This window comes from Dyadobacter sp. BHUBP1 (genome assembly GCF_050587785.1).
GTDB lineage: Bacteria > Bacteroidota > Bacteroidia > Cytophagales > Spirosomataceae > Dyadobacter.
On record NZ_JBOBIH010000006.1, the window covers coordinates 21,256 to 42,535 of the forward strand.

Annotated in this window: 18 protein-coding genes; 6 read left to right on the top strand and 12 right to left on the bottom strand. The window is 48.3% G+C overall.

Features of this window, described 5'->3' with window-relative positions; translation table 11 throughout:
* Window positions 1-19 precede the first annotated feature (19 nt).
* The 6 genes from ACQ4MZ_RS22235 to ACQ4MZ_RS22260 all read right to left on the bottom strand — a co-directional run bounded on the left by ACQ4MZ_RS22235 (window position 20) and on the right by ACQ4MZ_RS22260 (window position 7,993).
* A complete protein-coding gene (locus tag ACQ4MZ_RS22235; protein ID WP_430848627.1) occupies window positions 20-2,635 on the bottom strand; it encodes a zinc-dependent metalloprotease in 2,616 nt (871 codons plus the stop codon).
* Window positions 2,636-3,060: 425 nt separating this feature from the next.
* The gene (locus tag ACQ4MZ_RS22240) at window positions 3,061-4,692 is read right to left on the bottom strand and encodes a tetratricopeptide repeat protein (protein WP_430848629.1); all 1,632 of its coding nucleotides are present in this window, start codon (window positions 4,690-4,692) and stop codon (window positions 3,061-3,063) included.
* 177 nt (window positions 4,693-4,869) lie between these two features.
* A complete protein-coding gene (locus tag ACQ4MZ_RS22245) occupies window positions 4,870-5,856 on the bottom strand; it encodes a S41 family peptidase (RefSeq protein WP_430848631.1) in 987 nt (328 codons plus the stop codon).
* A 70-nt stretch (window positions 5,857-5,926) separates the two neighbouring features.
* Window positions 5,927-6,724, bottom strand: a complete 798-nt coding sequence (locus tag ACQ4MZ_RS22250; RefSeq protein WP_430848633.1) for a helix-turn-helix transcriptional regulator — start codon at window positions 6,722-6,724, stop codon at window positions 5,927-5,929.
* Window positions 6,725-6,746: 22 nt separating this feature from the next.
* Window positions 6,747-7,301 (bottom strand): hypothetical protein, encoded by a 555-nt coding sequence (locus tag ACQ4MZ_RS22255; RefSeq protein ID WP_430848635.1) that lies wholly within the window; start codon window positions 7,299-7,301, stop codon window positions 6,747-6,749.
* Between the two features lie 119 nt (window positions 7,302-7,420).
* A complete protein-coding gene (locus tag ACQ4MZ_RS22260) occupies window positions 7,421-7,993 on the bottom strand; it encodes a dihydrofolate reductase family protein (RefSeq protein ID WP_430848637.1) in 573 nt (190 codons plus the stop codon).
* Between the two features lie 442 nt (window positions 7,994-8,435).
* On the opposite strand from ACQ4MZ_RS22260, the gene ACQ4MZ_RS22265 reads away from it, so the two are divergent.
* On the top strand, window positions 8,436-11,558 hold the full coding sequence (locus tag ACQ4MZ_RS22265) for a SusC/RagA family TonB-linked outer membrane protein (RefSeq protein ID WP_430848639.1): 3,123 nt from the start codon (window positions 8,436-8,438) through the stop codon (window positions 11,556-11,558).
* 19 nt (window positions 11,559-11,577) lie between these two features.
* Window positions 11,578-13,152, top strand: coding sequence for a SusD/RagB family nutrient-binding outer membrane lipoprotein (locus ACQ4MZ_RS22270; RefSeq protein WP_430848641.1), 1,575 nt, complete (start codon window positions 11,578-11,580; stop codon window positions 13,150-13,152).
* Between the two features lie 114 nt (window positions 13,153-13,266).
* On the opposite strand, the gene ACQ4MZ_RS22275 is transcribed toward ACQ4MZ_RS22270, so the two are convergent.
* The 5 genes from ACQ4MZ_RS22275 to ACQ4MZ_RS22295 form a co-directional block, all read right to left on the bottom strand.
* Window positions 13,267-13,494: a hypothetical protein gene (locus ACQ4MZ_RS22275; protein WP_430848643.1), complete on the bottom strand. Its 228-nt coding sequence runs from the start codon at window positions 13,492-13,494 to the stop codon at window positions 13,267-13,269.
* A 163-nt stretch (window positions 13,495-13,657) separates the two neighbouring features.
* A complete protein-coding gene (locus ACQ4MZ_RS22280; protein WP_430848645.1) occupies window positions 13,658-14,344 on the bottom strand; it encodes a phosphoribosyltransferase in 687 nt (228 codons plus the stop codon).
* Window positions 14,345-14,413: 69 nt separating this feature from the next.
* Entirely contained in the window at window positions 14,414-14,743 is a 330-nt protein-coding gene (locus tag ACQ4MZ_RS22285; protein WP_430848647.1) for a DMT family transporter, read from the bottom strand.
* A 74-nt stretch (window positions 14,744-14,817) separates the two neighbouring features.
* Window positions 14,818-15,381, bottom strand: coding sequence for a Crp/Fnr family transcriptional regulator (locus ACQ4MZ_RS22290; protein WP_430848649.1), 564 nt, complete (start codon window positions 15,379-15,381; stop codon window positions 14,818-14,820).
* 4 nt (window positions 15,382-15,385) lie between these two features.
* Window positions 15,386-15,745 carry a DUF4180 domain-containing protein gene (locus tag ACQ4MZ_RS22295; RefSeq protein WP_430848651.1) on the bottom strand — a complete coding sequence of 120 codons (360 nt, stop codon included), beginning with the start codon at window positions 15,743-15,745 and terminating at the stop codon, window positions 15,386-15,388.
* A gap of 442 nt (window positions 15,746-16,187) precedes the next feature.
* Here ACQ4MZ_RS22295 and ACQ4MZ_RS22300 point away from each other — a divergent pair, with 442 nt between their 5' ends.
* The 3 genes from ACQ4MZ_RS22300 to ACQ4MZ_RS22310 all read left to right on the top strand — a co-directional run bounded on the left by ACQ4MZ_RS22300 (window position 16,188) and on the right by ACQ4MZ_RS22310 (window position 19,362).
* Window positions 16,188-17,801 (top strand): sensor histidine kinase, encoded by a 1,614-nt coding sequence (locus tag ACQ4MZ_RS22300; RefSeq protein WP_430848653.1) that lies wholly within the window; start codon window positions 16,188-16,190, stop codon window positions 17,799-17,801.
* Complete coding sequence (locus tag ACQ4MZ_RS22305; protein WP_430848655.1) at window positions 17,794-18,207, top strand: response regulator; 414 nt, start codon at window positions 17,794-17,796, stop codon at window positions 18,205-18,207. Before ACQ4MZ_RS22300 ends, ACQ4MZ_RS22305 begins: the two co-directional genes overlap by 8 nt.
* Window positions 18,208-18,381: 174 nt before the next feature.
* Window positions 18,382-19,362: a glycosyltransferase gene (locus ACQ4MZ_RS22310; protein WP_430848657.1), complete on the top strand. Its 981-nt coding sequence runs from the start codon at window positions 18,382-18,384 to the stop codon at window positions 19,360-19,362.
* A gap of 22 nt (window positions 19,363-19,384) precedes the next feature.
* Here the strand turns inward: ACQ4MZ_RS22310 and ACQ4MZ_RS22315 are convergent, their stop codons facing one another.
* Entirely contained in the window at window positions 19,385-20,284 is a 900-nt protein-coding gene (locus ACQ4MZ_RS22315) for a DMT family transporter (RefSeq protein WP_430848659.1), read from the bottom strand.
* A 387-nt stretch (window positions 20,285-20,671) separates the two neighbouring features.
* Here ACQ4MZ_RS22315 and ACQ4MZ_RS22320 point away from each other — a divergent pair, with 387 nt between their 5' ends.
* The gene (locus tag ACQ4MZ_RS22320) at window positions 20,672-21,235 is read left to right on the top strand and encodes a hypothetical protein (RefSeq protein WP_430848661.1); all 564 of its coding nucleotides are present in this window, start codon (window positions 20,672-20,674) and stop codon (window positions 21,233-21,235) included.
* Window positions 21,236-21,280 lie beyond the last annotated feature (45 nt).

Consider the following 21,280-nt stretch of genomic DNA (forward strand, 5'->3'; position numbering starts at 1 on the left):
TTCCGGAATCAGGTTTCCCTTATAATTTAAAGAACCTCAGGGTTCTCGGATCGCTACCGGCATTTGTTGTAACCGTGTACAGACCAGGGGCAAGTTTACTGATATCTATTTCGCACCGGGAACCTGTTGTGGTCCCTAAGGAGGTTAATACAATGTTTCCATTCGAATCGAACAAGGTGAAGACCGGCGCCGATTTTTGGAAAAAATTGGTATTGATACTGATCTTGTCGCCGGCAGGATTTGGGTAAATCGCCGCCACTTCTCCGCTGTTGCCGGTGACGAGCAACGCCTGGATTTTAGAATACGCGTATGTTCCGTCATGGTCGATTTGTTTCAGTCGGAAATAATACCTCCCGGCAACCAGGCCATCAATAGTATACTGGTAGTGGTTAATAGCATTCCCGCCATTTTCCCCGACGAAACCTACTTTGGCAAAGTCTTTCGGGTTGTAGCCCATTTCGATTTCAAAGCCGGAATTGTTCACTTCATCGGCCGTTTTCCAGGAAAGCAATGCGGTTCCGGATTCTTTTGCCGACGCTTCGAAGGAAATCAGCCTGACAGGCATCGACGATTTTTCGATGGTGAAATTTTGATTTGATATGTCAAAAAAGACGTTCGGCGAATTGCCATCTGCTGTACTCGTGCTCGCAGCGACTCTGATCCTTGCTTCGGTGGTGCCGGTATCGGGCAAGGTAATGGCCGCAGACCCTGAATTAGGCACAGCGCTTGCAAGAACCAGGGGAAATGTGTTCCCTCCATCCAGTGAAACTGAAATATCAACCAGCGTACAATTGACTGGCGCCGCTGTCGTGCCGTTTACACTCCATTCGACGGTCAGCAAACTATTTCCCTTTTTGATCCCCGAGGGATCGTTGGTCACCAGAAAAGGTCCTGAGTTGCCGTCGATATTTACCGTTACGTTTTCCGATGTCACACCACCCAGGTTATCACGTACGGTTAGCCTGTGGGTTGTCGCAATTCCAATCGAAGGAAGCTTGTCTCCTTTCGCATAATTGGAACCGTCAAGCACCGCTGAAAGTCTGGGGAAATATCTTTTTCCCGGACTGCTGCTTTCATTGGACTGCACAGGTGGGTAAGACCTGAAAAAAGGCGGTTTGGTGTCGTCCGAAATGGTCGATGCGGTAAGCGTTGCCTTGTCGGACTCACTGCTGATGTTTGTGCCTTCCCATGAGTAGCTGAGCACATTTGCCGCATCACCGTCTGTCGCGAGCGCTTCCAATGCAAAAGGCGTGGATTTCGGGATTACATACGTCGTTTGCATAGGTGTAATTGCCGGTACCGCATTGCCGGTGGCGGTTTCGGTAAAGCAATCGAGCGTGGCAATGTAGGTGTTGGCCTGGTCGAGGCTCACCGCATGGAAGTTGAGAAACGGGGCATAAGGGGTCTCATAGTCGTCATTCCCTACCAGCCCGGAACCGGGGTCACTGTTGCTGCACGTGTACCCGTAGCTCATGATCGTAGTTCCCGCGCCGGGTTCAACCGACGTTGCGAATGCGCGGGTGGTACATACAGGCACGTTGCTGTTGTACGAGTGCGACATACCGAACTGGTGCCCTACTTCATGGGCGACAAGTTGGAAATCAAAAACCTCCGCATAGGACCCGTCTCCCACCCCCGATGCCCCCTGGGCTTTCTCAGAAGGAACGCAAACCGAAGGCCTGGCGGCAAGTCCGCCACCGGACCCGCCCGTATATCCCAATACATGACCTATATCGTAGCTGGCATTACCAAGTGTAGCGTCCAGGTTTTCCTGGTTTTGCGTGAGCATCGCGTCCTGATCGTCGTTGTTATAGGGATCCGTGGCGGCGTCCGTATAAACCAGTGTTTCGTCACTTACCAATACAAAGGCCACACTCAGCTCTTTCTGGTAAACTGCGTTCAGGTTGTTTACATAGTTTGTCAACGCATTGAATGCGGAAATTTGCGTCCCTCCTTTTTGAGCTGTAAACTCGGCTGTGGCAGCCATCGCCAGTTTGAACGTCCTTAATGTGCCTCCTGTGGACAATGCGGCGCTTACCCGCTGATTGCCCGCATTTGATCCGGTTGCCTGGGGAAGTTGCGGCCCTAAATCCAACGCGCCGCACCGGTTGTTTGCATTTTTTAATGTGCTGTTCTCCGGACTTACGGCATCCCTTGCGAAATAGCTTTGATACAAACTGTCTGATGCGTTGTCATCCAACTTCTCAAAATAGACCGCGTCGTTTTCAACGCCCAAGATAATCGCACTGAATCCGCTGGAAGTGAAATTGATGCGAAGAGAATAATTTGGGTGCTGCTTTCCCTTGCCAGAATAGGTTTTGATTTCAGGGTGTTTTTTCGCAACCGCCGGTGCCAGGACCGCAGATTCGAAGATCTCGAAAACCTCCACAGTACCATTGGGTAGGGGCACCTCCAATGGAATGCCATCTGCCGTCTTTCGGGGAAATTCAGGTTGCGCTGTTGCCAGGTAATTTTTCATACCCGCACTGTGTACGCGATGCACCGAAAATTTGGAAACGTTCGTGACTTCACGTGCCCGCGAGGCGTCGCTGATTTTTGTCTCAACAAAGAACCCTTTCTGTGCAGAGGCAATCTGCGAAAGAAATGCGAGTAAAAATGTAAAATGAATCTTCATATTGGATAGTTGTGAATTGATGACTGCTTGACAGGGCGACGATCGTTAATTCCTCTAATATCCCGGGAATTTCACGGGCCGTAACGTCATAGAGACGCACGAGGCAGCCCCCTTTCGCGCTAAATGCGCAAGGATTCTTCATAAAAACAGGGAAGAATTGGTGAACATGCTATCGGCGAATCATAAAACCTGTGTGTGTATACGTATACTAAAGTGAGGTGATGATCTCACTCTGGTTACAATACTGATGCGCCGCTATCAGATCTTCGATTGGGCAAATGTAAAGGGGCATCGCACAAACCTTCAAGGCTTGCTATACCGGAATTCCTGAATTTTGATACAAGTTTTGGGTCAAATTGCACTATTTATACGTCAAAATAGTACAATACCATCAAGATTCTCAAATGTGCGCATTCAGGTACGTGCTATTCCAGTTCACTGGCGAGATGTTTGATGAACACAGAGGGAGAAAGACCGGTGCAATCTTTGAATACGGCCGCAAATTGGCTGTGAGAGGAAAAGCCAGACACTGCTGCCATCGTACTGATTTTGTGCTGGCGCCAGGTTGGGTCTTTTTGCAGCATTTCAATTACGAAATTAACGCGGAGACGGTTGATATAACCATTGAAATCCGCATTCTTATCACTTTTGATCAGATAGGACAGATACTTCGTATTCGTATTAAGCAGGGTAGCCATGGAGGCCAACGAGAAGCCGCTCTCAAGAAAGGCGTCTGACTTCTCGAATTCGGCCAGTTTTTCCAGCAGATGGCGTTCCGTTTCTACCGGCATCATTCGCTTCCGGGGGCTGTCTGCGCTATTTTCGGGCGCGATATCGTCCGCCGTGAAGTCAAGCGTCAATTCCCCAACGTCCGATGCTGGCTCGCGTTCGTCGGCCGAGATTTCGATTTGCTTCCTATTTAAATCGTTGAGCACGTTCCTTACATGGGCCAACTCGCGCTTTTGCCGCTTTCTGTACACGACAAAAAAAACACCGCCCGAAAAAATTAATGTGATAGCGGCAAGGATAGTCGCATTTTTCCGGCTGTCCATGGCCTCCACCTTCACCGCATCCTGATCCAGTTGCGCATACATCTTGTTGAGCAGTTGCGCCCGTTTATTCAGGATCGTATCGACCACCGAATTACTCTTTTCCTGTGCCGTACTCAGCTTTTTAGAATCTTTTATCAATGCATAATATCTTTTGGACAGGTCGTAGGTAACATCTTTCAATTGCAGGTACTGCGACTCATCGGCGAAGCGCTCCGCTTTGTCCAGGTAAGTCTTGGCCTCCGGCAGGCGACCGGTCTCCATCAGCGTTTCAGCCATCCCTTTGTAGATCAAACCAATAACGTAATGAAGCGGCTGGGTTTTGCTTATTTCGAGTGCTTTATGATAATGTATAAGTGCGGTGTCATAGCGGGTAAGCAGCCGGTAGTTATCTCCCAAAAGCCGCTCGTTGTTCATAATGCTGAATTCCCTGTTCTTATTGATCTTTTCAAAGCTCTTTCCTGCCTCGTTAAAGTGCCGGATTGCCTGTTCGTAGTTCTCCTCGTCCATACTTGCGAAAGCCAGTTCCTGAAGAAGCAGCCCCCGCGTACTGCTGGCCTGTTCGGCATCCTCTATTTTGGGAACGATTTCCAGCGCTTTTTGGGAATAAGCTCTGGATTTGCCATACAGCTCCATCATCCGGTAAAGGCCGGCCAGGTACGCATTAGCTCTTGTCTGCCAGGTGTAGTTGGCATTTTCCACTGCGAGCTGGTCAATCTTCAGGGCATATTCGACCGATTTTTCGAGCTCCTCCTTTTGCTGGTATAGCCTCGCTATGAGCATCAGACATCGCATGCGGTGCACCGGCACAGAAGAAGATTTGTACAGCGAGTCGGCGGAAGCCACAACGGTATCCAGGTCCTTATTGGCGGCTTGCTTCCAGATCCTGTCATACGCCTGATCAAAAGCCGGTTCCTGGGCATTTGAAAAAAAGCCCGTGGCCAGCAAAAGGAAAATTAATGGATTTGACCTGCGTCTTTTGATCCAAATAATCGCGTGCCTAAGCATACAATTCAAAAGTGTATTCAGAGGGTAAATTTTGTGGACAGCCCATTTTGATCACTCAGGATATCCACGACGAATTTCATTCCAAGGTAATAAGATTTTTGAAACCCAGGAACGCCAGGATTACACTTTTGTCGTATATGGTTGCTTTAATAGAATGGCACGGATTCGAAGGAGCATTTATTTCAGCAATTGAGAAGCCGCGGTGAGCTCGGTACCTTCAGATACGGTGTAATCGGGGTGAACGCCCGTTCCTTCCCAATTCTCGGTTGTGCCGGGCCAGGTAGGAGCGCCCGTAGAAACGGAAAGATAGAGATGCTCGTTAACCGGGTACCACGAACTCATGAACGCCCCGCCGGCTGACCGCTGTCCGACGACTTTTGCGCGTTTATGCTTTTGAAGCGCATATGCGAACGCCTCCGCAGCGGATGCCGTCCCTTTATTGACCAGAATAAAAAGTGGCTTTTCATATATTGGCTCCAACAACCATCCAACTGTTTTTTCTATCTGCATGCTGCCATTCCTGGTCTTAAATTCGAGCAAGGGTGTGTGTTTGGGAAGAAAATAGCTTTCCAGGACATTACCCACGTCGCTGCCCCCGCCGCTGTTATTTCGCAGGTCGATAATCAGCGCCCTGCTATTTGCCACAAACCGCATGGCAGCAAGCAGCGTCGGCAGACTACGTGCCGAAACGTTAATTTCCGAAATCTCAATATAACCGATATTGCCCTCCAGTATTTTTACATTATGAAAGCCGAAGTTCCGTTCCCCGGCGTCTTTCCCGTCAAAAAAAGGATTGTATGCCTGCGAAGCCGTATCCAAGTCCGATTGCCGGGGTTTTCGTAACGCCTGGACAGTTTGAGGGTCATACTTAACATATAAATGTCCATCCCGGCTAAATTCACGCAAGCTTTCCGAAGCAGACCCAGCCAGGTCCTGCCAATTTTTAACAGCCGAAAACCTACCTTTTCGAAGTTCTGCTTGAAGATGTTCCGCTATTTTTCGCCCTTTCTCCGGAAAAACATAAGCAGTGTCGATTTGTTGCGCAATGACGGCAATCGCTGCTCCGATTTCCTGAGAAGACAGGACCTGAGCGGACACGCACTGGCAACGAAGCAGAAAAAAAACGACACTCAGACAGAACAGTGCAGGTTTGATGGTTAACATAGGCCGGGTTGATTAGTTTATTACAAAACTCCGGTATGTCGGCCACTCAAAATTGTATCAGATTAGCGTATTAAATTGTCCGGTATTCTTTGGGTAAAAATCCGGTGATTTGTTTGAAAGCCTTTGTAAAATGTGCCTGATCGACGAACCCGCACTCATGTGCGATACGCGTTAACTGGTAAGATGTGTTCTTAACCAGGGCAATGGAGTTCATGACTCTGAGTTTCCGCATGTATTCACCCAATGTGCAACCGAAATAGTGCGGAAAATATTTCGAGATCGTTACAGGGTGCATACTTGTCGCCTCGGAGAGTTCGCGCAGGGTCACCTGCTCGTTCCAGCGATCGTGCAGCAAGTCGGTAACTTGACCCACCCAACCCGGTGGCCTCCGGCGACCGGCGCATTCCGGCATGCCAAGTAGCCCGAGTACTGTCATCGTAATTGAATCACCGGCGTAACGGTCGTCATTCAATGATTGGCGGTAGGCTTGCAGAAACGCATTGGCAGCGAGCGGATTTTTATGGGTGCTTCGGGCGATGCGGTCTTCTGAGAGATCATATGTCTCAAAAAAAAGGGGTGTGAACTCAATATTAAAATTCCGTGAACCGGGTAATGTCTTACTGTTCTGATGCGGCTCTCCCGCATGAAAGAATACTGCCTCCCCTGCTTGCCGGTAACATTCACTTCGCTGCCGTTTTTCAAAGGTTGCGCCCGCCAGAAGCATGGTGATGTGCGGATTCTCGTGTGCATGCAGCGACACATTAGGGAGATTCTCCTGGGAATAGACTGTTTCACTCCTCCAGATACCGTTCGTCTGGCAGGTCGTCAGGTTGTTTCCTAAATAAGTGGCTGTCGGCAGTAGCTCCATAATCGTGAAATTGCCCTGCCTCCTAGTTCGTCACCAGAAGGCCTTTTTGTAGTTTTTCAATTATCCGCAACAGTCTTGGACGGGTGTACCGCTGCAACAAGACCGGATAGAAATTCAGGAAGACATTAAACACTATCAGCCATATTGCACCCCTGACCGAGTACGTAACTGCAACGTAGCCAGTGATGATTAAAACAACGACACCTGCCGCTAAATGCCCTACTTCTGCTACCCTGCCGGCCCGTTCATACGCCTGAAAATCAGTGAGGCTTTTTCTAATGGGAGTGGCCTTTTGCCTCAATTTCTCCCATCCGCTTTTAGTCAAGATGGCCCGGTACCATTCAACACCTAACATCCGGTACAACTTTCCCTCCTTTTCAAAAGGGAAAGAATCAAAATAGGGTGAATCAAGCGCCGGTTTAAGCTGCGGTTCAAGTATAGATACCCAGAACATCATCGCAAAATTCAATCCAAAACTGAACGCTGCCGACGTAATATCCATATAACGAAGCATCAAGCCCGTGGTTACCACCGCCAAACAGACTATCACCAGGATTTTGACCCGTTTAATAAGCATAGGAGAACGATCTTTTATTTTTCGTTCTAAACTATCAAAATTTTACGGTACGATTCGATGAAAGTCCTTATTTCTAATAATAAATAGCGTTTACCACTACGACAAGCAGTCACCATATATCAACTTCCGACGTTGCCTGACTGCTTTTTCACCGGTTCATAATAATGTATGATTGCGCCTGAGTCGAAGGTCTTTGTTTGGGTCAATTTTAAAGACTTCCTGGCGTGCATGTTTTCGAACAACTGCATGCCTTCCCCAGCAATAACGGGATGAATCATCAACTGAAATTCATCTATTAAATTCAACCGCAACAAATCGATTATCAGACTCCGGCTACCGACCAGAATGCGCTTGCCTGGCTGCTGTGCGAGTGCGAGGACCTCTTCTTCCAGGCTTCTCTTCGCCAGCGTTGCGCTTTTCCAGTCAACATCGGGCAGCGTTCGTGAAAAGACAATTTTAGGAACATGGTCAATTGCCACCGCGAACTCATCCATGGATCGGTTTCCCGTCGGGTTTTCCAGGATACTCCTCCAAAATTCCATCAGCTGGTAGGTTATTCTCCCATATAGAATAGCATCGGCATCACGCAGCAGATTTTCGTAGTGATGATGGACCTCATCATCCGGGCTCACCTTCGTATGGTCACAAACGCCATCGAGTGTCATATTGATAGCGGCTATTACTTTTCCCATATTTTTTTGATATCTAGTGAACAGCTTTAAACCGATGCCAAATTAGTCATATACGATACGACATTGCGTAGCCGTTCGGGACAAATAGAGGGGGAATTATGGACATGACATTTTACCCATGGACCTTCTGGTAACCGGTCAAATGAGAAAATTGAAAATTTTTAGAACAAACAGCTAGTAAATGTATCAGGTACCCAATAAAATTACTATTTTTAAAAAAACTTCAAAACGAACCACCTGTTAGACTCACTAATTGCATAATTTAATTACTTTTCAATAAAAATTACGAGTATTGCCTATGTCTTAACCCTCTACGCCCCCTTCCTTCCAATCGAAAGAAGCTTCAAAGTAGTACTTAACAAGCTTCAACACTTGATCGCTTCCCTGAAGCGATACAGAGTCTCTATGCCAAATTTTCCCTAAATTTTAACCATTCAGAGTTATGAGAAGAAAACAGGAAGTAAAGTGTCCGCTGTGGATGAAACTTTCTTTTTACCAGATTGCCGCGTTTACGGCTTCCGTAGGCACGTCCTTTGCCGTTCCGATGACGCCGGGAGGCATTTCAAACCACAGAGTCGCGTCGATCGCCACTGTAAGAGGTGTTACTGGTAAAGTAACCGACAACAAAGGTGAAGCCGTACCCGGTACCACGGTAGTGATCAAAGGTAGCGAAGTCGGTACCATCACGGATGCCGAAGGTAAATTCTCCATTGAAGTCCCAAATGATCAGACAGTATTGATATTCTCCTCCATCGGCTTCACCCGTAAAGAAGTGGTGGTTGGATCACAAAGCGTGTTGGATGTAGTCCTGGAAACATCCGCTGCCACGCTTGATGAAGTGGTTGTAACGGCATTGGGTGTTCAGCGTGACAAGAAGGCACTGACCTATGCGACACAGCAAATCGGCGGACAAGAATTGAGGGCGGCTGCCAATACCAACTTTGTGGATGCCCTTAACGGTAAAGCCGCAGGTATAGACATTAAAGTAAGCAGCTCGGGCGCGGGTGGTTCCACCAGAGCAGTTCTCCGTGGAAATAAGTCGTTGCAAGGATCCAGCGAAGCCCTTTATGTGATAGACGGTATCCCGATGGTCAACAACAAAGGTGGCCAGCCAGGTTCTTATGGCGGTACGGATGGTGGTGATGGTCTTTCGTCCATTAACCCTGCCGACATCGAGAGCATCAGCATATTGAGGGGTGCGAATGCTTCTATACTATATGGTAGCCAGGGCGCCAACGGGGTGATCCTGATTACTACTAAAAAAGGAAAAGAGGGGAAACTTTCGGTAGACTTCAACTCCAGCGCAGTTTTGGAAAAGGTTTCAGGTCTTCCCAAGTTCCAGTACCGTTACGGAACTGTGGGCGGGGATTACAGCTGGACCCCGATTGGAACAACTGAGGTGAAATCTGACAACTACCAGAAGGATTATATCAATGACTTCTTCCGGACGGGTACTACGTTCACTAACTCGGTGGCCATCACTGGCGGGAATGCGAAGACAAATGTCTATTTCTCCTATGCAAACGTTTCTTCTAACGGTATCATGCCCACCAATACCTATCGGAAAAACAACTTCTCGTTCAGACAAAGCACGAAAATGCTGAAAGACAAGATTACGATCAGCTCGGGTGTGATCCTGTCTTCCGAAGTTTCCAAAAACCGTCCGGGTGCAGGTTACTACAACAACCCGCTAACCGGCTTGTACCTGTTTGCCAGAGACCGCGACTTCCAAAGCTATAAAGACAATTACGCGGTATTCAACAAGGACCGGAACATGGACAAAATGAACTGGTACTCCACCGAAGAGAAGCAAAACAACCCTTATTGGGAACTTTACAAGGATCCGAAACTGCAATCGTACAAAAGGATCATTGCGAATGTGAAAGCATCCTACGACATCGTTGAAAACCTTCGGTTCGAGGTAAGGGCAAACATTGACTATAACAATGTGCTGGATGATAAGCGCTATGCAGCTGGTGGCAACTCCGTAAGTGTAAGCCCCAACGGTACATGGGCCTATGCAAGGTATACCGATCAGTCCATTTATACGGACGGCATCCTTACCTATAATAAAAGCCTGGGCGACTTTAGTGTGAATGCATTGGCTGGTCTCAGTTATCAGAAAAACAAGTATTACGATGGCATGACCGTCAACAACGGAACGGTATCATTGCAGTATCCAAACGTGTTTACGTTCTCGAACATGCCTTACAACGTGGTTTTCAATAACCATCCGGATTACAGCAACACCATCAAGCAGGGAGCATTTGCCAACTTGTCAATCGGGTTCAAGGAGTTTCTCTTCCTGGATCTGGCAGGACGTAACGACTGGGCTTCTACCCTGGCGCTTACCGGCAACCAATCTTACTTCTACCCATCTATCGGGGGATCGGCTGTGATCAGCCAGATGCTTGATTTGCCTCAGGCTATTTCCTTATTGAAAGTTCGGGCTTCCTTCTCGCAAACGGCCAACGAGGTACCTTATAACAGAGTACTTCCTTTGAGCACCATTGGAGGAGCGGGCGGACCGAGCGGCATCGGTGGTATCAACAGACCTACACAGGTACCATTTACCAACTTGAAACCGGAAAAAATCGTAGCTAACGAATATGGTATTGAAACCAAATTCTTCCATAACAAACTGGGACTTGATTTTACCTATTACAACGGCGTAAGTACCAACCAGTTTCTTTCATTGGCAGCACCTTCGGGCTCGGGTTATACCACCTATTATGTCAATGCAGGAAGGATCGAAAACAATGGATTTGAGCTGACTTTGAATGCAGAGCCTATCCGCACGGACCGTTTCAGCTGGAACACGACCGTCAATGCCTCACAGAACAAGAACAAGATTGTTGAGTTGATCGCTTCCAATCCTAACTATCAGGTAGGTGGTGACAACGAGGGCTTTGCTTCGATCATCAAGGCGGGCGGTTCTTTCAATGACGTTTACGTTTATCACTTCGCGCGTAACGATGCCGGCCAGATTATCCTGGATAAGAACGGTGTCCCTACCAAAGCAGCCAAACAGGAAAAGGTTGGCAATGTGAATCCTAAGCTTCTTTTGGGATGGACCAACAACTTCAACTACCGTAATTTTTTCGCGAATGTGCTCGTTAACGGTAAATTCGGCGGTGTTGCATTCTCCAAAACAGAGGCTTTCCTGGACTCTTACGGTGTAAGCGAAAGATCAGCGGAGGCAAGAGATGCGGGATCGGTGCCTATCAATGCGGTTACGCCTGAGGGAACAGCAGTTACCTCTATCGCTCCTTATACTTATTATTCGGCCATCGGTGACCGGAACAAAATCATGGAGCCTTATGTGTATTCGAGAACTAACATCAGATTAGGACAGCTTGTACTGGGTTATAACTTCAAAAGCAAGGGTACCGTGTTCAAAGATGCTTCTATTTCGTTTGTAGGCAGAAACTTGTTCTTCTTCTACAAAAAAGCACCTTTCGATCCGGAGCAGGCAATGAGTACTAACAACAATTTGCAATCGACGGACGTGTTTGGTTTGCCATCTACCAGATCCTACGGGTTGAACCTGAAGTTCTCTTTCTAAAAACTCTAAAGTTATTGACATGAAAAAATTAGTTATAGCACTGATATCACTGATTGCATTCGCGGCTTGTACGGACAATTTCGTGGAGACAAACCAGAATCCATATCAAATTTCGGATGACCTTCTTAAGCAGGACTTCAACCTGGTAGGCTCACCTTTTTCCAATATGATATTTAACCTCAATGGTCACCAGATTGAAGAGGACCTTTGTTCTGACAACTGGATGGGTTACATGGGAACGCCCACAGACTTTGTGGGTAACGTAAACAACACGACCTATTACATTCGCTGGAACACCTACTGGGATCGTGTTTACGGTAGCGTTATGTCCCCCGCCAAACAGGTAATCAAGCTCGCCGCAGACAATAACCTGCCGCTGTTTGCAACCTGGGCCAAGCTGATCCGCATTTACGCCGTTTCCAAATTGACAGGCGTACATGGGCCGGTTATCTATTCCCAATACGGAACTAGTGCCAATTCGATTGCATATGACAAAGAATCAGATCTTTACCCGCTCTTCTTCAAGCAACTGGACTCAATCCAGACTGACTTCGGCGCCAATAAGGAGTACACCGGATTCAAAAAATTCGATCCTTCTCAATACGGCGGAAGCATTCCACGGTGGCAAAAGCTGGTCAACTCTTTGCGTCTGAGATTGGCTATGCGTATTTCAAAAGTAGATCCTGCCATGGCAAAGACCGAGGGTGAAAAAGCCTTGGCCGATCCTGCGGGCTTGATTACTGCCAATTCAGACAACTTTATCAACTCATTGAACGGTAATAAAATACCGGTAGCACAAATCTGCTACGAATGGGATGATACCCGCATGGGTGCTGTCATGGAGTCGTTTCTGGTGGGTTTGAAAGACGGCCGGATTTCGAAATATTTTGCTCCTATGACCAACGCCGCCTTGTATGCAGATCACCCTTCTGTTCCTTACAAGGGCGTTCGTAATGGTGCTTATATCAAAGCGAAAGCCGACCACGTCCCATTCTCAAAAGTGAGCGAAGATTTCCAGACGGTTCAAACGAGAAGAAATTTCACCGCTGCCGAAGTAGCGTTCCTGAAAGCCGAGGCCGCATTAAGAGGCTGGAAAGGCGCTGGCGATGCTAAAACCAATTACGAGGAAGGTATCAAGCTGTCGTTTGCCGACTGGGGTGCAGGTGGCGTAGATGCGTACCTGGCCGACGCGACCAGCAAGCCGATCAATTATGTGGACCCGGTCGACGCCCGCAACAATTTTACTGCCGCTTCCACCATCACCGTGGCCTGGAACAATGCAGATTCGAATGAGTTGAAGCTGGAAAAAATCATTACCCAGAAGTACCTCAATACGTTCACCAATACGCAGGAAGCCTGGGTGGATTTCAGACGTACAGGCTATCCTAAAATCCCGCATGTGGCCAAAAACGATAGCAACAACGACTGGGGTGTAATTCCGGCAACCGAATGGATCAAACGAATGCCGTTTGTAAATGCGGAAAGGAACGGCAACACAGCTGCCGTTGCGGATGCAGTTTCCAAAATGGGCACCGGTGCAAAAGACGATATTGCTACCCGCTTGTGGTGGGATACCGGTAAAGCGAATTTCTGATGATCCCGCGAAACCGAATTTGAAGCACAACTAATTTCGTACGTAACATATAGAGGCTACCTGTTATCCGGGTAGCCTCTATCCTATTATTGCAAGTTTGTTTAAAGAACCAGGTCAGAACTTCAATGCATAATTGTCCAGAATCCATTTCAGGACCTTGTCTCGTTCTTTCTCGGTGTCAAACTGCCACCGGTCTATCACCGCCAGTTCCCCCGAGCCCGCGGCATACAACCCCCGTTCGAAGACGATCTCGTAACGGATTCCGTTCTCTGCCTTGATACTGTCGATATTGTCCAGATTGATCGCACGTGGCTGTTTTTCGTTGCGGATGAAAGTTGGCATGGTCAGGTTGATTGGTGAAGCAATTATATCCCAACATAGCCGAATTCAGACAGGCATCCAAGTATTTCTGAGCAAAGGAAATTTATCCGGGTTGAACCGCTCAAATCCGTGATGATCATTTTGGGACTTCACACGGAAATCCAGTCCTGTTCTTTCGTAAAAACTAGGAGTGTAAACTTCGCACATGCTCCCAGCCCGACCGCAGATACGCCCCCTTGCGGACAATGGTCAGCAGCTCGTCGTCTGTAAGATCGCGGAATGAGGCGTATACCTGGCCTACTGCGTAAAACCATTCGGGCATAACCAGTATCTCCAGTGCATCGGCGTCATTCAGGTAGGCATCATAGTTATTGCCTGCAACCGGCACGGCCACTATTACGCGTTCGGCACCGCGGTTACGGCACAGACGCAGCACAGGTACGAGCGTTACGCCCGTCGCGATGCCGTCGTCGACGATGATAACGGTCCGGCCGCGCATATCCGGAAGCGGTTTGCCATGTTTGTAGATTCCAATCCGACGATTCACTTCGTCGGTCTGCTCGTCGATGATCTCTCCGATCGTCTCCGGTTCGAACGACCGCCTGAACCGCGGGGCAATGTACACGGATAAGTCCTCCGCAATGGCCCCAAAACCGACTTCAGGACAGCCGGGAACTGGTAATTTCCGTGAAATAACCATATTCAGGTCGGTTTCAAGACATTGGGCGACATAATATGCCACCTCCATCCCACCCCGGGCTACACCTATTACGAGCGGGTCCAAGCCTTTGTAGCGCGCTGTCAGAAAATGCCCCAGTTGCTGTCCCGCATCTTTTCGGTCGGCAAAAATGATGTCGTTGCTTCGGTTCATAGGCTTCACGTCTGTACAAAAAAATCCCCAGAACCGGATCGGTAAAAATCGATGCCGGAACTGCAATGCTTAATGCTGCGAAACCATTTTCAGCCCCGCAATGGAGAGGATCAACGTGCTTATGAAGAATATCCGCCAAAAACTGACGGGGTCTTTGAAAACCAATATCCCTACCAACACCGTTCCCACTGCCCCTATACCAGTCCACACAGCATAAGCCGTGCCAATCGGAAGCGTTTGCGTCGCTTTCAGGAGCAATGCCATGCTGACAACCAGCGAAATGATAAATCCGGTAAACCACAAATACATTTCGTTTCCACTTGTTTCACGGACTTTTCCTAAGCAAGAGGCGAATCCGACCTCGAACAGGCCGGCGACGATCAAAATAATCCAGTTCATAACACTTTGTTTTTGCATACAAAGGTCCGGTACCGGTTCCACAAAAAATTTTACAAATGATAAAAAGCGACGTGCTACCTAATTTCCGCACGAATGCGGCTCAGGCTCACCTGCGTGATTCCCAGGTAGGAAGCAATATGGCACAAAGGCACGCGATGAAGCAGATCAGGGGTGGCGGACATTAATTCAAGATACCTTTGCTGGGCGGTTTTGAATTGCATGGAAATCAGCCGCTCTTCGGTTTTGATCAGCTCCTGGCCGATCAGCTTCCGGCCCCAGTTGGCAACGTGAATATCGCTTGCAAAAAGTAATTCCAGGTCCTGCGCTTTCATCTGGTACAAATCGCACGCTTCAATGGTTTCGATATGCTCATAACCCGGCTGTCCCGAAACATAACTTTTCATAGAAATCACCACATCCCCCTCCTTTCCGAACCAGAATGTAACATCCCCGCGATCGGCATCGGAGTACGCACGCACGATCCCGCTCCGTATGAAATAAAGCATTTTCTCCACCCTACCTGAACGAATCAGCACGTGCCCTTTCGGGTACCGGACCTCGGAAACACACTCTTTCAAAGCCTCCTTCGAATCGGGCGGCAGTGGGTGAAAATGTTCGAGAATGTCATCTATTCCCATCGCGCTATCTTGACAATCGTCCAAGGGCTTCTTCCACCGAAGGTACGAAATTGACCTGTTTCCCCTTGTTACTTTCGAAGATGAAATCTCGCAGGCTTTTACTTTCATAATGAGCGAAGTCGCCCACAATGGCCAGGCGAACACGGTAGGTCGTGAATTTCTGCAAAATTTCGCCGGCAATACCCGTTTTCAAATCGAAGAAATTGGGAGTGATATTTTGTTCATGCAAAATTATTTCACCGTAACCCTGGTAATATAGATCAACCATCAATTGCAGTCCGTCGTCGGGCGTATGGATAAGAACCTGGTCAGATGTTACTTCCGCAATCGCGGTTTCATCGTATTGATGGACCTGAATATTCATGGCAAAAAACGCCGCTTGGTTTGTTTAGCGCGGCCTGCTAAATTAGTCAAAAAGTCCTGCGCTGCCCCTAAGGCAGCGTTTGAACTTTTTCGACATTTCAAATTATTTATTCTAAGCCATTTTCTTCCTTCAAGAATAAAAAGCACAAACAATCACCATTGTGTCGGTCCGTCGATAAGCCTATTCACCGGCCCATTTTTTCGTCTGACAATTGAAAATCAGGCATTAATTCAAACCGCGTGCCAACCCGATCGATCACTCAAAAGCCCCCTACATGCTTCCTTAATAGCCATTCGCTCATTTCACTAAAATTATTTTTACAAACTGGGCTAAATAGTATTTTTACGATACCAGGCAGGCTATTTTCTAAAACAAAGGCGCGGTTGTTTAGCATGAATTTAATCATTAATATTCGAATACGCCTCCCGTTAATTGAACATCCATGACCCCGGAAACTGCGCAACATTATGCTATTTCAGACGACCGTATAATACTCTGCCGTACAGGCCAGGCTCCCTTAACAGCAAGTCAGGACGGGTTGTCAAGGCAGGTGGTAGAATTCTTCCGGGGGATTTTCAGCCAATCGGAATGGCCTGCCCGCTGGTACTGCGGCAGGTGGTCGGATTTTCATGGCTGGCTGTACATCATTTCCGACATGTTCATCTGGGCTTCGTATTTCCTGATTCCCATTTTCCTGATCCGGTTCGTTCGCAACAGAAAAGATTTTCCATTCCCTAAAACAATCTGGCTGTTCGTCGCCTTTATCGCTTTCTGCGGCACTACGCATCTGATCGACGCATTGATTTTCTGGATACCGGCGTATCGCTTCAGTGCATTGGTCAGGTTTGCCACAGCGATCATCTCCGTGACGACAGTTTATTATCTGTACAAGATCTTTCCCAATGTGCTCTTGCTCCGGTCTGTTTCCGATCTGCAACGGGAAATCGACGAACGTACGGCCGTGGAAGAAAAACTTGCGGAGAGCGAGTTCCTGCTCAGCGTTGCCAGCGATGTCGGCAAGCTCGGCGGCTGGGAATACGATACTGCTAAGGGACAATTCCGTTGGACGGCTACTTGCGGCAACATCCTGGAAACCAACGAAGAACATATTCACAACGAAACCGACCTGCTCCGCTTTTTCCCCGAACCTTATCAGCTCATCATCCGAGCGGCGCTTCGGGAATCGATGGAAACCGGCTGTTCGTGGGATCATGAACTGCAACTCAGCACCGCCACCGGCGCACGTAAATGGATACGTTTTTCGGCCACGCCATCGCTGAATGCCAGCGGACAGGTGAACAAACTCAGAGGTATTATCATGGATATAGACCGGTACAAAACGCTGGAACTGAAACTCGTCAAATCGATCGATCAGATGGCCCAAAAGAATAGCCAGCTGCAAAGTTTTACCCACATTCTTTCCCACAACCTGCGTAACCATTCCAGCAACATTGCCTTGCTTGCCGATTTTGTAGACGAATCGACCCTCACGAAAGACAATGAGGAGCTTTTTCAAAAGATCAAAACAGTGTCCCGGCATTTGAACGGAACCCTCGACGACCTTTCACAAGTCATCAAGATCCGCGACAATCAGCTGGCGGGCGAAAAACTGGATATCAGGGAGGTAACCGAACAGGTCCTCGGCGTGCTTGATGAAAGTCTGCGTACCAGCCAGGCGGAAATAGGGATGGATTTCATGGTGGAAGAGATCGTATTTCCCCGTATTTACCTGGAAAGCATTCTGATGAACCTGATTTCCAATGGGATCAAGTACAAAAAAGACCATCAACACCCGGTGATACACCTTCGGTTCTACCGGAACGAGACGGGGCTTAAGGTACTGGAATACAGCGACCTGGGCAAGGGGATCGATCTTTCGCTCCATGCCGACAAGATTTTTGGCCTGTATAAAACCTTCCATAAACATGAAGACGCTCACGGAGTCGGCTTATTTTTGATAAAAAATCAGATAGAAGCCCAGGGCGGGAACATTCAGGTATTCAGCAAGGTCGACGCGGGTATTACATTCAAAATTACATTCAACGAAAATGCTTGAAATACTCTGCGTAGTGGACGATGACAAAATCTTCACTTACCTCCTGAAACGCATTCTTGAAAAGGCCAAAATAGCCCGGGAAATTATCTTTTTTGAAAATGGCCGGGATGCCATAGATTACCTCAACAACCACAAAAAGGACGCGCTGAAACTCCCTCAACTGATACTGCTCGACATTAATATGCCTATCCTCGATGGCTGGCAATTCCTGAACGAATACGAAAAACTGAAACCGAACGTACCCCGGCCCATTTCCATTTGCATGATGAGTTCTTCCTCTGAGATGGAGGATTATGACCGGGCCATGGGTTCGGGACATGTGATGGCTTACCTCCAGAAGCCTGTCCAGATCCCGTCGCTGAAAGACGTTACCGAACGTGTACTGTCATTTCTTGGCCCGAAATGATGGCAAACTGCTATTTTTGCTTTGTAACCAAATTTAGAATCCGCCCTGCCACTCCGTATCCTGATAGCGCCGCTGGACTGGGGACTGGGACATGCTACACGCTGTATCCCCGTCATCCGGTACCTTATTGACAAAGGATGTGAGGTAACCCTCGCCGCTTCCGGGGCGACTGCGGTGTTGTTGGAAAAGAACTTTCCCGATCTGCCACAACTCATGCTTCCGGGTTACAACATTACTTATAGCAGCAGCGGCGGCACTTTTGTACTGAAAATACTGTCTCAAATCCCGAAAATCCTGGGAGCAATTGGTCGGGAAAGACAGTGGCTACGCGATATACAAGCCACGCACCGGTTTGATCTGGTGATTTCCGACAATCGGTATGGACTGAAAATCGACGGTCTAAAATCGGTCATTCTGACTCATCAGTTACAGATCATGACAGGATTCGGCACAGCCGCAGACTCCGTGATGCGGCGACTGCATTACCATATGCTGGGAAAATTCGATGAATGCTGGGTTGTAGATGAGCAGGAAAATGGCGGGCTGGCCGGTGCATTGTCGCACCCGCGGCAACTTCCTGCAAATGCACATTACGTTGGGCTACTTTCCCAACTGTCACCTCCGGCCGCATTTGTACAGAGCCATACTAACAACATCCTTGTCCTGCTTTCCGGCCCGGAACCCATGCGGAGCATTTTGGAAAAAGTAATGCTTCAACAAGCCGCATCGGTTACCAGTTACCATTTCCACATTATTGCCGGCAATCCCTCAGGACGCGCGCCAGGGCATTTGCCTGCGCATATCACATACATGACATATACGAGCGCCCGGGAGCTGGCGCATGCGCTCGCGCGTGCTCAGCTCGTCGTCTGCCGAAGCGGTTATTCAACACTGATGGACCTTGCAGTCTTCGGAAAAAAGGCATTGCTGATTCCCACACCGGGACAGTCGGAGCAGGAATACCTGGCCACGCATTTACAAACCGAGGGAATCGCTTTATGCAGGGATCAGGGAAATATTAATCTGAGCAAAGACATTCCCAAAGCGCTAGGCTATCGAGGGTTTACGGGGCAGATGGAAGGTAGATCAAGCCTGATGGAGACCCTGATCGACAACCTCTTACAAAAACTGGAAAGCGAATCGGGGCGGCGTTGATATCCTGCCCCGGTTCATTTTCTTAATGGCTCTCAGCCACCACCGGATCTGCATTCCGGTGCGCACGCATCACTTGCAGCATTTGCAACACTACCGATAACAGGATCAACACCAGGCCAAGGTAAAACGACCAGCGAAGTTCTTTGTTTTCGTGGTAGATCAGAATGGCCAGGATAATCGTGTAGACGGGTTCCAGGTTCAGACTGAGGTTGACCGTAAAAGCCGAAATGCGGCGTAGTACCTGCGTTTGCAGCATATACAGGACAACGGTACAGAAAAACGCCAGCAGCAACAGGTAGCCCAGGTCCGCCCACGATGGCATGAGTGTCGCGACGGGAAAATAATAGAAATACAAAGGCATGAGCGGAGTCAATGCAATGGCGCCGCCGATCAGGGCATATACCGTGGCCGTTTCGCTTCTGAAAGAATGCGCGAGCCGCTCATTGGTGATTGTAAAAAGGGAACCAAGTGCCGATGACGCCACGCCGAGCGTGATACCGACCCGGTACCGCGCGTCGAAACTGAAAATCAAAGCAATACCCAACAATGTGAGCAGGCTGAGCAGCAACTCGGAGAGCACGAAACGGCGGCGATTGATCAACGGCGCGAAAATGGCCGTAAAAAAACCGACCACCGAGAAGCAGACCACCCCTACTGAAATATTGGAATACTTGATGCTTCCGTAAAAGAAGATCCAATGCAATCCAAGCAGCAACCCGGTCAATGAAGTACGGGCAAAATCGCGGAATGATATACGCTCGAGCTTCTGGGTTACCGCCAGGATCAGCAGCATCAGAATGCCTGCGAGCCAAATCCGGTACCACGACAGCAGTCCTTCATTGATCGTAATAAGTTTTCCGAAAATACCGGTAAATCCGGCGAGAATAATCGCTATATGGAGCTTGATGAAAGCTTGTTTCATTGGAGTATTTGTTCAAAAAGGTACTAAAAATGAACTTCGGGCGCAGTGAATACAGCGCAAACCGGTTAAGCCCCCGAAAAGGGCTAAGGCTCAACAACCTTCGTGAACAATGGTAACTGGTAATAGGGAAATCGCCCCCCGAAATACGGGAAGTACCAAAATAAATTCCGGTCATCAAGCCTTTCAGGCTGCCGGAGGAGGCGAAATGCAGAAAAAGAGTCTGTTCTCGGACATAACATTGTTATTGTACTGTAAAAATAAGGCGGTTCAGCCGGAAGATCAACCCCAAGTTTCGCTTTCATGTTTCAGCTCGGCAAGCATTGTACAATGTTTTCATTTTTTTGACTTTATCTTACCTTTGCATTAAAGAAACCGCTGGAAAGAAATTTGGGCCGATTTTTATCACTCCTGCTTTTTGTACTACTACTCTATAACATGATGGGCTATTCGGTGCTCTATCTGTTAGAGGATCAGTATGTGCCAACTGCGGCGGGTCGCGACCATATCGAACACAGCGCCTATTCCCGCGATATCGTCGTAAAAGTACCGGTTTCCCTCCCGTATCAGACCGACTGGTCAGTCCCTGAGCCTTCGGAAGGCAAAATCAGGCATGAAGGCGAGTATTATCAGATCAGAACAAAGCAGCTTCTGAACGATACCTTGTATGTTTATTGTGAATACGACCAGAATGCACGTGACCGGTATATGGAGCTCGTGGATCATATTCAACGTGAAGCCGTAAGCACGGCGCCGGAAAGTACTGCGCCTAAAAGCCACGCCAAGCTGCTCAAATCCTTTTTGAAAGAGTTCATGACCTCTCCGCAGAAGCATGTCTTTTTTGTGATGGAATGGATTGAAACAATACCATCCGCAACAGACCAATATTCCTGCCCGGTTTTCGAAACCTGCCATACCGTCCCAACACCACCACCTGACGGACTGCTGTCCTAAGCATCAGTTTTTAGCCCCCATAACCCTGCATTCCGGCAGGTATGA

Bases quoted from the DNA above. Each gene is read 5' to 3' on its own strand.
- ACQ4MZ_RS22315 (WP_430848659.1), bottom strand. From the start codon at position 20,284: ATGAAACAAGCTTTCATCAAGCTCCATATAGCGATTATTCTCGCCGGA.
- ACQ4MZ_RS22265 (WP_430848639.1), top strand. From the start codon at position 8,436: ATGAGAAGAAAACAGGAAGTAAAGTGTCCGCTGTGGATGAAACTTTCT.
- ACQ4MZ_RS22245 (WP_430848631.1), bottom strand. From the start codon at position 5,856: ATGTTAACCATCAAACCTGCACTGTTCTGTCTGAGTGTCGTTTTTTTT.
- ACQ4MZ_RS22275 (WP_430848643.1), bottom strand. From the start codon at position 13,494: ATGCCAACTTTCATCCGCAACGAAAAACAGCCACGTGCGATCAATCTG.
- ACQ4MZ_RS22285 (WP_430848647.1), bottom strand. From the start codon at position 14,743: ATGAACTGGATTATTTTGATCGTCGCCGGCCTGTTCGAGGTCGGATTC.
- ACQ4MZ_RS22270 (WP_430848641.1), top strand. From the start codon at position 11,578: ATGAAAAAATTAGTTATAGCACTGATATCACTGATTGCATTCGCGGCT.
- ACQ4MZ_RS22235 (WP_430848627.1), bottom strand. From the start codon at position 2,635: ATGAAGATTCATTTTACATTTTTACTCGCATTTCTTTCGCAGATTGCC.
- ACQ4MZ_RS22255 (WP_430848635.1), bottom strand. From the start codon at position 7,301: ATGCTTATTAAACGGGTCAAAATCCTGGTGATAGTCTGTTTGGCGGTG.
- ACQ4MZ_RS22250 (WP_430848633.1), bottom strand. From the start codon at position 6,724: ATGGAGCTACTGCCGACAGCCACTTATTTAGGAAACAACCTGACGACC.
- ACQ4MZ_RS22300 (WP_430848653.1), top strand. From the start codon at position 16,188: ATGACCCCGGAAACTGCGCAACATTATGCTATTTCAGACGACCGTATA.
- ACQ4MZ_RS22240 (WP_430848629.1), bottom strand. From the start codon at position 4,692: ATGCTTAGGCACGCGATTATTTGGATCAAAAGACGCAGGTCAAATCCA.
- ACQ4MZ_RS22280 (WP_430848645.1), bottom strand. From the start codon at position 14,344: ATGAACCGAAGCAACGACATCATTTTTGCCGACCGAAAAGATGCGGGA.
- ACQ4MZ_RS22260 (WP_430848637.1), bottom strand. From the start codon at position 7,993: ATGGGAAAAGTAATAGCCGCTATCAATATGACACTCGATGGCGTTTGT.
- ACQ4MZ_RS22295 (WP_430848651.1), bottom strand. From the start codon at position 15,745: ATGAATATTCAGGTCCATCAATACGATGAAACCGCGATTGCGGAAGTA.
- ACQ4MZ_RS22305 (WP_430848655.1), top strand. From the start codon at position 17,794: ATGCTTGAAATACTCTGCGTAGTGGACGATGACAAAATCTTCACTTAC.
- ACQ4MZ_RS22290 (WP_430848649.1), bottom strand. From the start codon at position 15,381: ATGGGAATAGATGACATTCTCGAACATTTTCACCCACTGCCGCCCGAT.